Source organism: Streptomyces sp. NPDC050738, from assembly GCF_040654175.1.
Lineage (GTDB): Bacteria > Actinomycetota > Actinomycetes > Streptomycetales > Streptomycetaceae > Streptomyces.
This window is the reverse complement of record NZ_JBFAHN010000005.1, coordinates 170,304-183,723: the sequence shown is the minus strand read 5'-3', so window position 1 is coordinate 183,723 and position 13,420 is coordinate 170,304. Positions and strand designations below refer to the sequence as shown.

Genomic DNA, 13,420 nt, shown 5'->3' with positions numbered 1-13,420 from the left:
ACCTGAGCGTGTGAGGTCAGCGCATGCGCGCCAGCCGCTCCCGCAGCCGGCGCGCATCGCGCATCCGGTGCTCGTACGTCGCTCCCACGGCCAGCAGCAGCAGACCGGCGAGGGCGGGCACCACCCAGCGGGGGAGTGCGTCCACGACCTGGACGATGTACGGGGCGAGCTCGTGCAGCGCGTCCAGGGCCAGGACGCTCCCCCCGATGACCAGCAGCGCCTGCAGACGGGAGCGCGCCCCGAGCAGGGTGACGGCCAGCGCCGCGGCTCCGAGCAGCAGCGGCCGCAGCCAGTGACTGTCGCCCCAGACCGCGACGAGGCTCGGCAGCATCGTCGCGGCGAGCCCGGGGGCGTACGCCGTCCAGGACGAGGTCTTGGGGTCGCGGCGCCGCCGCAGCACACCGATGGCCAGGGCGGGAACGGTCACCGGAAGCGTGTACGCCTCGGGCGTGGTCACGTCCCAGGCCGCCAGCCGCGCCCAGGAGGCCAGCACGAACAGCACAGGTGCGGCGTAGCCGACGGCCCGGCGCTCGGGGCGCAGCGCGGTGCCCGCGGCGATCACCCCGCACAGTGCGAGCACCAGGGCGAGCGAGGTGATGTCCATCGCCGCCATCACGACCGCGAGGACCGCGGACGCGGCGGAGGTGATCTCCAGAGGGACCGCGACGGGGTGGCGCCGCAGCCGGGCCCCGATCAGGGCGATCACGGCGGGAACGGCCAGGACGAGCAACGCGGTCCGGTACAGCGGCAGTTCGCGCGCGGCACCGGTGGCGCAGGCCAGCGCGGTCGCGTAGACGACGGCAGGTGCGGCCGACACCGTACGGACCAGACCGGCCCGGGCGGCACAGGCCCCGGCGAACAGGACGAGCAGCGCGCCGAAGACGGCGAAGGTCGCCGCCTCGGTCGCCAGCGCGAGCAGCGAGACGCTGACGGCCCCCGTCAGCGCGCAGGTGAGAGCGGTCGTGCAGAGCGCACGCTGCGAGCGCACCGTGTAGGCGGCGGCCACTGCGGTGGTGGTCAGAGCGGTCTGCACCGCGACCGCGGTGGCGAAGGGGAGCCCAAGAGCCGCGGGAGCCACCAGGATCGCCGCCCACATCAGGGCGAGGGCGGCGCACGCCGCCGGGCGACGCCAGGAGGCTTCCGCGTCCGAGACCCGGTGGATGCCCGCGACGACCCCGGCCAGCAGCGCGAGCGTCACCGGCACCGCGGACGGCTCGGGCCACGGCAGGTCCATGGACCCCGGGCCCCCCGACCACGCCTTGAACGCCCAGGCGCCGGGCGCCACCAGTGCGAGGGCCACCGCGGGCAGCGCCCAGATCGCGGCCAGCGCGTGCACCGCGCCGGACGCGGCGGCCAGGCCCTGCCGCAGCGGGCGGGGCAGTGACGTACGGAGCGAGAGCAACACGGTGGAGGCGCAGAGCAGTTGGGCTGGCACGGCCCAGGCGTCGGGCAGTGCGGTGCGTACGACACCGGCGACCGCCGCGATCGCGGCGAGGCCCGCGACCGCCGCGGGGACCGGCGAGAGGCTGCGCCAGGCGGCGAAGAGCGCGAGCCCGGCCGCTGCGACGAGCAGCGCACCGGGCGCGGCCGCCCCGGCCGGCGTGCCGGCGGTCACCGAGAGCGGGGCGGCCGTCAGCAGAGCGGCCCCGCCCGTGGCGCAGGCCCCGGCCCAGGCGACGACGCGCACCACCCGTCCGGGTCCCCACAGCGCGAGCAGCACATCGAGCCCGGCGGTCAGCAGGAGCGCCCAAGCGGTGGGCAGAGCGCCGGCGTCCGAGGCCAGGGCCGCGAGCGGCAGCGGGAGTTGGGCGAGGATCACGGCGGCGGGCAGCGGCAGCCGCAGCCGGCTCACCGCCATCCCGTACGCGGCCCAGAGCCCTGCCAGCACGGCGGCGGCACCCGCGGTGTACGCCAGCGGATCGGTGTCGGCGGCGGCCACCTCGTGCAGGGCGTACGCGTCGAGCACCGTCAGCACCAGACCGAGCCCGGCCACCGACTCCGCCGTCGACGCCAGGGATCGGCGCAGCAGCACGACCGGAGCCCCCAGGGCGGCGAGCGTCACGGCGGCGAGCACCGTCGCCCGCCCGCCGATGCCCAGATGGCCCCAGCTGACCAGGGTGAAGGCGAGGGCGGCGACCGTCAGCAGGACGGCGCCGAGCGTGAGCAGGACGTTCTGCGCGCCGGGCGGCGAGGTCTCCGCGCCGGGAGGCGAGGGCTCCGGGTGCGAACGGGGCTGCGGAGCGCCCCAGGGGTGCGGCGGAGGCGGCTGCAGCACACTGAGCAGCCAGGCCCTGCGGGCCAGCAACTGGTGCCTGCGCGTTTCGATGTGAGCGAGCTCGCGGTCGAGGAGCGTGAGCTCTTCGGCTGGCGGCGGAACGTGTCCCATGAGCAGGAGTGTGGTCGCGGACACGGCTGCGGGGATGCGCGCGGATACTCAGATCCGGCGTGAGTACGCGCAGACTCGGAGGATGGACTGGAGTCTCTACCGCTTCCGCAGTGTCTGGGATCTGCCCGCCGACCCCGACGCGGTCTACGCCGTACTCGAAAAGGCCGACGCCTATCCGCAGTGGTGGCCGCAGGTCAGGTCCGTCACCCCGGTCGACGACCGCACGGGCACGGCCCGCTTCCGGTCGGTCCTGCCGTACGAACTCGTCGTGACCGCCCGCGAGAAGCGGCGCGATCCCGTGGCCCGGGTGCTCGAAGTGGAGATGACGGGAGACCTCCAGGGCTGGGCGCGCTGGACGGTCGGGGGGCGCGGTGAGGGGGCGCGTGCCGTCTACGAACAGGAGGTGGAGGTCCGCAAGCCGCTGATGCGGCGCCTCGCCGTACCCGGGCGCCCCGTCTTTCTCGCCAACCACGCGCTGATGATGCGCGGCGGCCGGCGCGGACTGACTGACCTGCTGCAAAGAGTTTGAAAGCACCCGGCGAAGCCCTGTATGGTTCAGTCCGTTCCCGGGCGATTAGCTCAGCGGGAGAGCGCTTCGTTCACACCGAAGAGGTCACTGGTTCGAAACCAGTATCGCCCACAGGGGAAGGCCGGTCCGTCACAGACGGACCGGCTTTCTTGTTGCGCGCGTACGGATCAGGCCGCCGCGCTGAGTGCCGGACGGGGGCGCAGCGGCCACGACTGGTCGACCGCCTCCGGGGTGCCCTGCCGGGCGAACCACGCCTGCAGGCCACGTGCCTGGGCCGCGTGCCAGCCGGTCTGCAGCGAGTGCAGCTCGGTCGGCGAGAGCCGCTCCAGACGGGCGGAGAACCGGCGGCCGATCGCCCGTACGACCTCCAGCGATGCCGCCGCGTCCGCCGCCGCGTCGTGGGCGCCGTCCAGGACCACCTCGTACTGCGAGCAGAGATCGGTGAGCGTACGGCGGCCCTTGCGGTAGCGGTCCAGATGCTTGTCCAGGACCCGCGGGTCCAGGACGCGGAGCGGCGTGCCGCCCAGGTAGTGCTCCAGGGACGAGGCGCGATGGCGCCTCAACTCCCGGTCGAGCAGCGTCAGATCGAACGGCGCGTTCATGACGACCAGCGGCCGGCCCGCCGCGCACTGCTCGGCCAGGGCCTTGGCTATCTCCTCCACCACAGGGGCGGGCCAGCGGCCGTTGCGCTGCAGATGCAGGTCGGTGAGCCCGTGGATCTCGGTGGCGCCGGGCGGCACCGGGATGCCCGGGTTGACCAGCCAGCGCGTCGCCCGCGGCCTCATGCCCGAGCCGTCCTGGACGACGATGGCGGCCGAGACGATCCGGTCTCCCTCGACGTCGACGCCTGTCGTTTCCGTATCAAATGCGGCCAGGGGGCCTTCGTACCAGCACGGCATGTTCCAACTCCTCGCGCTCACATGGCAGATGGTGTGCGTCCCCTGCCCGATTCGGTGATACCCGGGCTGTTTGCGACATACGCCGGAAGGAGACAACACAGGTGACGGGCTTGGAAATTGTTTGCCCGTCGCGGGGATACTGATCAGCACAGTCCGGAAGGCGCACCACAGCCATGGCGCTTTCGCAGCCCGACCCGGCCGTGCCGGGAGGCAGCCTGCTGCCCGAGCGGATCGCACCGCTGCGCGGCTCACTCGCCACCACCGCCTGTATGGAAACCCTTCAGGTGGGTTACCTCCATGCCGTCGCGGCAGCGGCGGGATGCTCGTTGTCGCAGCCTTTTCCGGACAACGGCATCGACTGGCATGTGAGCCACGGAGCTCGCGCGCACACCGTTGATGACGAAGTGACGATAAAAGTGCAGCTCAAGTGCACCTACCAGATACCGCCGCATCCGCCGGGCGGAGCCTTCTCCTTCACGCTCGACAACCCGCACCTGGAGAAGCTCGCGCGCACACCGGTCTCGGTGCACAAGATCCTGGTGGTGATGCTCGTACCGAGAACGCAGGACGAATGGCTGCGCGCCGGACACGACCGCCTCGATCTGCGGCACTGCTGCTACTGGACCAATCTGGCCGGCCACCCGGTGACGGGGAGGCGCAGGACCACCGTACGGATCCCGACCTCGCGGATATTCGACGACCGAGCGCTCTGCGAGATCATGACCCGTGTCGGGGCGGGAGGGAGACCCTGATGCAGCACCGCCCGATCGACGAGCCCGTACGTGCCCATCCGAGCGAGCTGCCCGGAGTGTGGGACGGCGGCGAGGGCCCCGATCCCTCGCGGGTCGACCCCGCCGTGCTCGGGGCGCTCCTGGAGAGGCACGGCTGGCGGCGGCGCGGCGGCGCGGCCGGGCGCTACGCGCGCTGGACGCCGCCAGGGCCCGGGAACGGCTCCGTGAGCCTGCTCGTGCCGGAGAGCCGCGCCTTTCCCGACAGCGACGAACTCCTCGGCGAGGCACTCACCGCACTCCAGCGCTGCGCGGCGCCGTCGGCCCGCGAGGTGCTGGTCTCGCTGGCCGTGCCGAGCGACGAGATCCGCTGGTGGCGCGATGTGCCCGAAGGTCCTTCGGGGGCCGCCTCGTGGACCGCCCAGGAGCAACTGCGCGGCGCGGCACGGCAGATGCTGCTCGCGGGCGCCCTCGCCGCACGCGGCCAGGCCGGCTACCACGGAGCACGCCACCGGCGGCAGGCGCAGGCCGCGCTGGAGGGTGTGCTGGTCGGCAACGCTCCGGGCGGGCGGGGGCTGACGGCCTTCGTGCCGGTGGAGCGGGGACGTACCGCTGTCGTACGGCTGCACCACGCACTGCACGCCGCCCGCGAGGCGGCCGACTACCAGCGGGCGACCGGCGGCATGGAGGCCTTCGACGCGGCGGTCGACGCGGGCGTGAGCCGGGAGCTGACCGAGGCGGTCATCGCGCTCGTACGGGGCTCGGAGGGCGTCGCCGTCACCCTGGCATGGGCGCCCGCCGCCGGAGTCCCCGACCACTGCGCGGCCCGGCCCGAGCCGGTGGAGTTCTCGCCCGGCGACCTGCCCGCGCTGCGGGAGGCGGGCGCCAGGTACATGCAGGACGAGCCCTCCCTTCCGGTACGGATCACGGGCGCCGTGGTGCGGCTGCGGCGCTCGTCGCCGCGCGGACCGGGGACCGTGCGGCTGCGGGTGCTGGCCGGGGCCGAGATCGCGCACGTGCGGATGGTGCTCGACGAGGAGGCGTACCGGATCGCGGGCCATGCCCATCTGGTGGGGCTGCCGATCCGGGTGCACGGGAGGCTGGAGAGCCGGGGCGGATTCCGCAGGCTGACCGGGGCGGACGGCGTCGTGCCCGTACAGGTGGACGAGGCGGAACGCGACCGGCTGATGAAGTCGCTGCACGAGAACCTCGACTTCTTCGAGGAGGCGTGCAGCGGCGAGGACTGAGGACCAGGGGCCGGAGCCGGGGCTGCGGCAAACCGTTTCGCGTCGGGCCCGGCAGGCTCGGTAAGCTGCGGGGCGTACGCAGCGAAATGCTGCGCGACCCCCTCAGTCAGGAGAGACCGGTGTCAGACGTCCGTGTGTTCATCCATCGCGATTCCGAGCGGGAAGAGCGCGTGGTGACGACGGGCACTACGGCAGCGGAGCTCTTCCCCGGCGAGCGCACCATCGTGGCCGCCCGGGTGGCCGGCGAGCTGAAGGACCTCAGCTACGCCGTGGCCGACGGCGACGAGGTCGAGCCCGTCGAGATCACCTCCGAGGACGGCCTGAACATCCTGCGCCACTCCACCGCGCATGTGATGGCGCAGGCGGTCCAGGAGCTCTTCCCCGAGGCGAAGCTGGGCATCGGTCCGCCCATCAAGGACGGCTTCTACTACGACTTCGACGTCGAGAAGCCGTTCACCCCCGAGGACATCAAGGCCGTCGAGAAGAAGATGCAGGAGATCCAGAAGCGCGGCCAGCGCTTCTCCCGCCGCATCACCACCGACGAGGCGGCCCGCGAGGAGCTCGCGGACGAGCCGTACAAGCTGGAGCTCATCGGCCTCAAGGGCAACGCGGCCCAGGCCGCCGACGGCGCGGACGCGGAGGTGGGCGGCGGAGAGCTGACCATCTACGACAACCTCGACGCCAAGACCGGCGACCTGTGCTGGAAGGACCTCTGCCGGGGCCCGCACCTGCCCACCACCCGCAACATCCCGGCCTTCAAGCTGATGCGCTCGGCGGCTGCGTACTGGCGCGGCAGCGAGAAGAACCCGCAGCTCCAGCGGATCTACGGCACCGCGTGGCCGACCAAGGACGAGCTCAAGGCGTATCTCGACTTCCTCGTCGAGGCCGAGAAGCGCGACCACCGCAAGCTCGGTGCCGAGCTGGACCTGTTCTCCTTCCCCGACGAGCTGGGCCCCGGCCTCGCGGTCTTCCACCCCAAGGGCGGCATCGTCCGCAAGGAGATGGAGAACTACTCGCGGCGCCGTCACGAGGACGCCGGGTACGAGTTCGTGAACACCCCGCACATCTCGAAGGAGCACCTCTTCGAGACCTCGGGGCACCTGCCGCACTACGCGGAGGGCATGTTCCCGCCGATCGAGTTCGACGGACAGAACTACCGCCTCAAGGCGATGAACTGCCCGATGCACAACCTGATCTTCAAGTCCCGCGGGCGTTCCTACCGTGAACTGCCGCTGCGGCTCTTCGAGTTCGGCACGGTCTACCGCTACGAGAAGTCCGGCGTCGTGCACGGCCTGACCCGCTCGCGCGGCTTCACCCAGGACGACGCGCACATCTACTGCACCAAGGAGCAGATGGCGGACGAGCTCGACACGCTCCTGACCTTCGTGCTCGACCTGCTGCGCGACTACGGCCTGGACAAGTTCGAGCTGGAGCTCTCCACCCGCGACGACTCCGACAAGTTCATCGGGACGGACGAGGACTGGGCGGAGGCCACCGAGGCGCTGCGCCAGGCCGCCGAGAAGCAGGGTCTGCCGCTGGTCGCCGACCCGGGCGGCGCCGCGTACTACGGCCCGAAGATCTCGGTGCAGGTGCGCGACGCGATCGGCCGGTCCTGGCAGATGTCGACCCTCCAGGTCGACTTCAACCAGCCCAAGCGGTTCGGCCTGGAGTACACCTCGGCGGACGGTTCGCGCCAGCAGCCCGTCATGCTGCACCGTGCGCTGTTCGGCTCCATCGAGCGGTTCTTCGGCGTGCTCCTCGAGCACTACGCGGGCGCCTTCCCGGCCTGGCTGGCCCCGGTCCAGGCGGTCGGCATCCCGATCGGCGACGCCCACATCCCCTACCTCCAGGAGTTCGCCGACCAGGCGAAGGCCAAGGGGCTGCGGGTGGAGGTGGACTCCTCGTCCGACCGTATGCAGAAGAAGATCAGGAACCACCAGAAGGCCAAGGTTCCGTTCATGATCATCGCGGGCGACGAGGACATGGAGGCCGGCGCGGTCTCCTTCCGCTACCGCGACGGTTCGCAGGAGAACGGCATCCCGGTCGAGGACGCCATCGCCAAGCTGGTGAAGGTCGTCGAGGACCGCGTCCAGGTCTGATGTGCGACGGCGGGCCCCCGGGGAGCGATCAGCTCCCCGGGGGCCTTTCCGTCTCCTCGTCCTCGCGGTCGAAGACCTGCAGCAGCCAGGACGAGAAGGACCCGGTGACCGCACCGAGCAGCGCGAGCCCGCACGCCATCATGGCGACGGCGACCGTACGCCCCCAGGGCGTCACCGGTGTCACGTCGCCGAATCCGACGGTCGTGAGCGTGGCGCAGGTCCACCACACCGCGTCCCCGAAGCTGCGGATCGTCGCGTCGGGTGCGGAGCGCTCCGACTGCCAGACGGTGAGCGCGCCGGCGAAGCCGAGCAGCCCGGCGGTCAGGCCCGCGTACGTCATGACGCGGACGTGCAGGCTCAGCCGCGGCTCCCCGCGCCGCTTCTGCAGGGCCGTGTAGACCTTCACCATCCGCAGTGGGCGCAGCAGGGGCAGGACGACCACAGCCGTGTCCAGCCAGTGCGTACGCAGGAAGCGCAGTCGCTGCCCGCTGAGCACCAGGCGTACCGCGTAGTCCGCCGCGAACAGCACCCAGGTCGCCAGGGTCACGGCCAGCGTGAGGTCGTGCCAGAACGGACGGGTCCCATCGGCCAGCACGTGGAAGGCGTAGCAGCCCAGAAAGAGGAGCGACGCGACGAACAGCGGCACCTCCATGCGCTGCTCCCAGCGGTCCAGCCGGGCCGTACGGGCGGAATCAGGGACGTCCATCGGGTCAGCATCGCCGCAGTGCGGGCCGGTGCGCCCCGGCGACACGTCGCGAACGGGGGAAGCCATATGCTGCACAACATGACGAGTGAGCCGGAGCAGCAGATCGGACCGGTGGGCGAGCCGGACGGATTCGGGCGCCTGTGGACGCCGCATCGGATGGCGTACATCCAGGGCGAGAACAAGCCCACCGGGCCCGGCGCCGACGACGGCTGTCCGTTCTGTTCCGCACCGGGCCGCAGCGACGAGGACGCGCTGATCGTCGCGCGGGGCGCGAGCGTCTTCGCGATCCTCAACCTCTACCCGTACAACGGCGGCCACCTGATGGTGCTGCCCTACCGGCACGTCGCCGACTACACCGACCTCGACGACGCGGAGACCGCCGAACTCGCGGTGTTCACCAAGCGGGCGATGGTCGCGCTGCGCGCCGCCTCGGGGGCGCACGGCTTCAACATCGGCATCAACCAGGGTGTCGCGGCGGGCGCCGGTATCGCCGCCCACCTGCACCAGCACATCGTGCCGCGCTGGGGTGGCGACACCAACTTCATGCCGGTCGTGGGACACACCAAGGTGCTGCCCCAACTCCTCGCCGACACACGGAAGATGCTCGCCGACGCCTGGCCCGCACCGGCGTCGGCGTAGCACTCACGCGTCGTATACGTCCGCCTTGCGCGGCGCCGGGTCCTGGACGAGGCCGCTCAGTATCACCGAGCGGTTGCCGAAGCGCTCGGTGTCCACACCGTGCTCGTCCAGCACGCGCATCGCGGCCGCGTGCACCGCGCGCAGTACGGGGGTGGCCGCGCGCATCGCGTCGTCGGCCATGAAGCGGTGGCGCCAGGGCTTCTCGGCCCAGGCGTGCCGCACCCCGAAGGGCTCGGGCAGGACGAGCTTGCCGCCTGCCCAGTCGAGGAGGCCGGGGAACCACGTCAGCGGGGCGCGCAGGGCGATGCGTACGACGTCGTCGGCCGCTATCAGCGACAGCTCCCGCTCGTGCGTCTCCCAGAACTTGACCGTCCCGCTGACCTCGACGGTCTTGGGCTTGGGCTTGCTGGTGAACAGGGAGTGCACCGGGCCCAGCGCATGGCCGGTGACCTCGATGCGCAGCGTCTCGTGGAGCACGGTGACGGTGATCAGCATCGTGATGACCAACTGGCCGTCCCAGAGCGTGAACTGGACGCCCAGGTAGTGGCGGTTGCCGGCACCGAACTGCTGCTCGTTGCAGATGCGCTGTATCTCGTGGCCCTTGATCTGGAAGGCGTCCACGTCGGTGCCGGTGGGACGGCTGACCTCCTTGGCGTTCTCGCCGACCGGGGAGACGATCCAGTGCTTGACGTCGGGGGTCGGGAAGCCGTTGGTGTGCAGCGGGCTGCGCTCCAGGAGCTTGACCCGGTCGTGGATCGCGCGGATCACGTCCCAGCTGCGGAAGCCGTGGATCTCGGTGTCCTTGTCGCGGGGGACCAGTTCCTCGGCGAGCTGCCAGCTGCCCCAGCGCGTACCCATGCCCAGGATTCCCTTGGGGCCCGCGTAGAAGACCGCGTTGGACTGCTGCTCGGCGGTGAGCTTGGCGAGGTTCTGGCGCAGTTGCTCGGCCGCGGTCTCGGTCGGATTGCGCGGTACGGCCTCGGGGATCTTGGCGCCGACGCCGCCGCCCGAGAGGAGGTTCGTCCAGCGGGCCCGCAGGTCCTTGGCGGTCTTCTCGCAGATCTGCTTGGCCCAGAGCCAGCCGATGACCGGCGCGACGATCATCGCGCGCAGATAGAGCGCCGGCAGACCGCTGAACGGCAGCTTCAGCAGGAAAAGCACGGCCAGTCCGCCGGCGGCTATCAGCAGCGCGGTCCCCAGGGCGCCCGTGCGCCTGTCCTTGGAGTCCTTGAGGGCGCGCCGCAGCGCGAACACGCCCAGCCAGAGCAGCAGTCCGGGGAGGAAGATCAGCCCGAAGACGACCATCACGATCGTGAGGCGGGTGTCCCGCTCCTTGCGGATACGGGTCGCCGCGAGGCAGTGCTCGACCACGGTCTGCGGTTCGGTGCCGAAGGACTGGATGAGCGCCTTGCGGGCGCCGCCGAGCATCCGCACCTGGACGGACCGCGAGAAGGCCTCACCGAGGTCGGGCTCGAGGAGCTTGAACTTGCCTTCCTTCACCTTGGATTCGTGCCACTCGCTGTTGGCCTCGAGGATCGTGTGCACGTCGCTGTCGCGGTACGCGGCCGAAGCCAGGGCATGGGTCGCCGCGGTCTGGCCCGCAGATCCCTGGAGCGGGATCTGGGCCCCGGGAATGAAGTCGAATACGTCGTCCGCCATCGCTGCCCCCATCGCCGCACGCAACCGCTGTTGCGGCCTGTGCCCAACTACCGCACCCTGCACACCTTCTGAGCTGGGATCACAGCGTATCCGTGCTGTCCACTCTCCGTCAGGGGACAGCGGAATGCCGCCCACCGCAAGCGATTTGGGCGGACGGCATCGCGAGTGACCTCTCAACTACGTGCCGGATTCCGCCTGTTCGCGTAGTTTGTCGGACAGTTGGGGAGGCATCGGTTCATGGCGGGCGTACGAGCGGCTGAAGCGGCCCGTGCCGTGCGAGATCGACCTCAGGTCGACGGCGTACCGCCCGATCTCGATCTCGGGGACCTCCGCCCGCACCAGCGTGCGGCCAGGACCCGCCTGTTCGGTGCCGACCACCCTGCCCCGGCGCCCGGAGAGATCGCTCATGACCGGGCCCACGTAGTCGTCGGCGACCAGCACCTGCACCTCGGCCACCGGTTCGAGGAGATCGATCCGGGCGTCCACGGCCGCCTCGCGCAGCGCCAGGGCTCCCGCCGTCTGGAAAGCCGCGTCGGAGGAGTCCACCGAGTGCGCCTTCCCGTCGAGCAGGGTGATCCGTACGTCCACGAGCGGATGCCCCGCCGCCACTCCGCGCGCGGCCTGGGCGCGTACCCCTTTCTCGACGGACGGAATGAACTGCCGGGGAACCGAACCGCCCACCACCTTGTCGACGAACTCGATGCCGGTGCCCGGGGGGAGCGGGGCCACCTCGATCTCGCAGATCGCGAACTGGCCGTGGCCGCCGGACTGTTTGACGTGCCGGCCGCGCCCGGTGGACCTGGCCCCGAAGGTCTCCCGCAGCGACACCTTGTGGGGCACGGCGTCGACCTGCACCCCGTAACGGCTGCGCAGCCGCTCCAGCGCCACGTCCTTGTGCGCCTCGCCGAGGCACCAGAGGACCAGTTGCCGGGTGTCCGGGTTCTGTTCGAGCCGCATCGTCGGATCCTCGGCGACCAGCCGGGAAAGGCCCTGCGAGAGCTTGTCCTCGTCCGCCTTGCTGTGCGCCTCGATGGCCAGCGGAAGCAGCGGGTCGGGCATCACCCAGGGCTCCATCAGCACGGGGTCGTCCCGGCCCGAGAGCGTGTCGCCCGTCTCCGCGCGAGTCAGTTTGGCGACGCAGGCGATGTCCCCCGCGATGACCTGCGACATCGTCCGCTGCTGCTTGCCGAAGGGGGAGGAGAGGGCGCCGATCCGCTCGTCGGCGTCGTGGCGGTCATGATTTTCCTGGGCCTGATCCCGGTCCCGCAGCCCGTGCCCGCAGACATGGACCGTCTCGTCCGGGCGCAGAGTGCCGGAGAATACCCGTACCAGCGAGATGCGTCCTACGTAAGGATCCGAAGCGGTCTTGATCACCTCGGCCACCAGCGGCCCGCCCGGATCGCACGTCACCTCGGGGCGTGAGCCGCCCTGGGGGGTGGTGACCCGGGGGGTCTCGCGCTCGGGGGGAGTGGGGAAGCCGCCGGTGATCAGTTCCAGGAGTTCGACCGTGCCGAGGCCCTGGGTGGCGCCTTCGGCTGCCGGGGCCGCGGTGAGGACGGGGTGGAAGGTGCCGCGTGCCACGGCCCGTTCCAGGTCGTCGACGAGCGTCTTGACGTCTATCTCGTCGCCGTCGAGATAGCGGTCCATGAGGGACTCGTCCTCGCTCTCCGCGATGATCCCCTCGATGAGCCGGTTGCGGGCCTCCTCGATCAGCGGTAACTGCTCGTCCCCGGGCGGGACTTCCTTGCGTACGCCCGAGCGGTAGTCGAAGAGCCGCTGGGTCAGCAGCCCGATCAGCCCGGTCACCGGGGCGTGCCCGTCGGGCGTCTGCGGTCCGTACAGCGGCAGATAGAGGGGGAGCACGGCGTCCGGGTCGTCGCCGCCGAAGATCCGGCCACAGAGCCGGGTCATCTCGTCGTAGCCGGTGCGCGCCGTGTCGAGATGGGTCACCACGATCGCCCGCGGCATCCCGACGGCCGCGCACTCGTCCCACACCATGCGGGTCGTCGCGGCGACGCTGTTGGCCTCCTGGGCGGCCGATACGACGAAGAGGGCCGCGTCCGCCGCCCGCAGACCGGCCCTCAGCTCACCGACGAAATCGGCATAGCCGGGTGTGTCCAGGAGATTGATCTTTATCCCGCCCCATTCGACCGGGACGAGCGAGAGCTGTACGGAACGCTGCTGGCGGTGCTCGATCTCGTCGTAGTCGGAGACGGTCTGCCCGTCCTCGACGCGGCCCGCTCTGTTGACCGCTCCGGCGGTCAGCGCGAGGGCCTCGATCAGCGTGGTCTTGCCCGAACCGCTGTGGCCGACCAGCACCACATTCCGTACGGATGCGGGACGGTCGGCCGTAGCTGCCCTGCCGGCGGCTCCGGGGTGTGCGTTTGCCTTGTCGCCCATGATTCTTGCCTCCCGGGTTGTTGCACGGTGAGGAGTCAGGGCGCGGACACAAGGGGGCCGCAGTGCGTGGCGGCACCGGTGACGCCCGCGGTTATCCGAGCTTTCCACTCCGGTCACGCTGCGTCCAT

The 13,420-nt window shown here is 71.1% G+C and carries 10 protein-coding genes and 1 tRNA gene; 6 read left to right on the top strand and 5 right to left on the bottom strand.

Features of this window, described 5'->3' with window-relative positions; translation table 11 throughout:
• Positions 1-16: 16 nt before the first annotated feature.
• Entirely contained in the window at positions 17-2,386 is a 2,370-nt protein-coding gene (locus AB0H78_RS15195) for a hypothetical protein (RefSeq protein WP_363234838.1), read from the bottom strand.
• 82 nt (positions 2,387-2,468) lie between these two features.
• Between AB0H78_RS15195 and AB0H78_RS15190 the strand changes: the two genes are divergently transcribed.
• Together AB0H78_RS15190 and AB0H78_RS15185 are read left to right on the top strand one after the other, a co-directional pair.
• A complete protein-coding gene (locus AB0H78_RS15190) occupies positions 2,469-2,915 on the top strand; it encodes an SRPBCC family protein (protein WP_363234837.1) in 447 nt (148 codons plus the stop codon).
• A gap of 39 nt (positions 2,916-2,954) precedes the next feature.
• Positions 2,955-3,026, top strand: a tRNA-Val gene (locus AB0H78_RS15185).
• 56 nt (positions 3,027-3,082) lie between these two features.
• Here AB0H78_RS15185 and AB0H78_RS15180 read toward each other — a convergent pair.
• The gene (locus AB0H78_RS15180) at positions 3,083-3,814 is read right to left on the bottom strand and encodes a 3'-5' exonuclease (protein WP_363235151.1); all 732 of its coding nucleotides are present in this window, start codon (positions 3,812-3,814) and stop codon (positions 3,083-3,085) included.
• Positions 3,815-3,987: 173 nt separating this feature from the next.
• Between AB0H78_RS15180 and AB0H78_RS15175 the strand changes: the two genes are divergently transcribed.
• From AB0H78_RS15175 to thrS, 3 genes are all read left to right on the top strand, one after another.
• Entirely contained in the window at positions 3,988-4,566 is a 579-nt protein-coding gene (locus AB0H78_RS15175) for a DUF4365 domain-containing protein (protein ID WP_363234836.1), read from the top strand.
• Positions 4,566-5,789 (top strand): hypothetical protein, encoded by a 1,224-nt coding sequence (locus AB0H78_RS15170; RefSeq protein ID WP_363234835.1) that lies wholly within the window; start codon positions 4,566-4,568, stop codon positions 5,787-5,789. Before AB0H78_RS15175 ends, AB0H78_RS15170 begins: the two co-directional genes overlap by 1 nt.
• 119 nt (positions 5,790-5,908) lie before the next feature.
• Positions 5,909-7,888 carry a threonine--tRNA ligase gene (thrS, locus tag AB0H78_RS15165; protein ID WP_363234834.1) on the top strand — a complete coding sequence of 660 codons (1,980 nt, stop codon included), beginning with the start codon at positions 5,909-5,911 and terminating at the stop codon, positions 7,886-7,888.
• Between the two features lie 28 nt (positions 7,889-7,916).
• On the opposite strand, the gene AB0H78_RS15160 is transcribed toward thrS, so the two are convergent.
• Positions 7,917-8,594, bottom strand: coding sequence for an ion channel (locus tag AB0H78_RS15160; protein ID WP_363234833.1), 678 nt, complete (start codon positions 8,592-8,594; stop codon positions 7,917-7,919).
• A gap of 66 nt (positions 8,595-8,660) precedes the next feature.
• On the opposite strand from AB0H78_RS15160, the gene AB0H78_RS15155 reads away from it, so the two are divergent.
• Positions 8,661-9,233: an HIT domain-containing protein gene (locus tag AB0H78_RS15155; protein ID WP_363234831.1), complete on the top strand. Its 573-nt coding sequence runs from the start codon at positions 8,661-8,663 to the stop codon at positions 9,231-9,233.
• Positions 9,234-9,236: 3 nt separating this feature from the next.
• On the opposite strand, the gene AB0H78_RS15150 is transcribed toward AB0H78_RS15155, so the two are convergent.
• Together AB0H78_RS15150 and AB0H78_RS15145 are read right to left on the bottom strand one after the other, a co-directional pair.
• The gene (locus AB0H78_RS15150; protein WP_363234830.1) at positions 9,237-10,892 is read right to left on the bottom strand and encodes a hypothetical protein; all 1,656 of its coding nucleotides are present in this window, start codon (positions 10,890-10,892) and stop codon (positions 9,237-9,239) included.
• A 177-nt stretch (positions 10,893-11,069) separates the two neighbouring features.
• The gene (locus AB0H78_RS15145) at positions 11,070-13,292 is read right to left on the bottom strand and encodes an elongation factor G-like protein EF-G2 (protein ID WP_363234829.1); all 2,223 of its coding nucleotides are present in this window, start codon (positions 13,290-13,292) and stop codon (positions 11,070-11,072) included.
• Positions 13,293-13,420: the final 128 nt, after the last annotated feature.

What these genes read in the sequence shown, in the direction of transcription:
- AB0H78_RS15170 (WP_363234835.1), top strand. Translation starts at nt 4,566, where the DNA reads ATGCAGCACCGCCCGATCGACGAGCCCGTACGTGCCCATCCGAGCGAG.
- AB0H78_RS15160 (WP_363234833.1), bottom strand. Translation starts at nt 8,594, where the DNA reads ATGGACGTCCCTGATTCCGCCCGTACGGCCCGGCTGGACCGCTGGGAG.
- AB0H78_RS15190 (WP_363234837.1), top strand. Translation starts at nt 2,469, where the DNA reads ATGGACTGGAGTCTCTACCGCTTCCGCAGTGTCTGGGATCTGCCCGCC.
- AB0H78_RS15145 (WP_363234829.1), bottom strand. Translation starts at nt 13,292, where the DNA reads ATGGGCGACAAGGCAAACGCACACCCCGGAGCCGCCGGCAGGGCAGCT.
- AB0H78_RS15180 (WP_363235151.1), bottom strand. Translation starts at nt 3,814, where the DNA reads ATGCCGTGCTGGTACGAAGGCCCCCTGGCCGCATTTGATACGGAAACG.
- AB0H78_RS15155 (WP_363234831.1), top strand. Translation starts at nt 8,661, where the DNA reads ATGCTGCACAACATGACGAGTGAGCCGGAGCAGCAGATCGGACCGGTG.
- AB0H78_RS15150 (WP_363234830.1), bottom strand. Translation starts at nt 10,892, where the DNA reads ATGGCGGACGACGTATTCGACTTCATTCCCGGGGCCCAGATCCCGCTC.
- AB0H78_RS15175 (WP_363234836.1), top strand. Translation starts at nt 3,988, where the DNA reads ATGGCGCTTTCGCAGCCCGACCCGGCCGTGCCGGGAGGCAGCCTGCTG.
- AB0H78_RS15195 (WP_363234838.1), bottom strand. Translation starts at nt 2,386, where the DNA reads ATGGGACACGTTCCGCCGCCAGCCGAAGAGCTCACGCTCCTCGACCGC.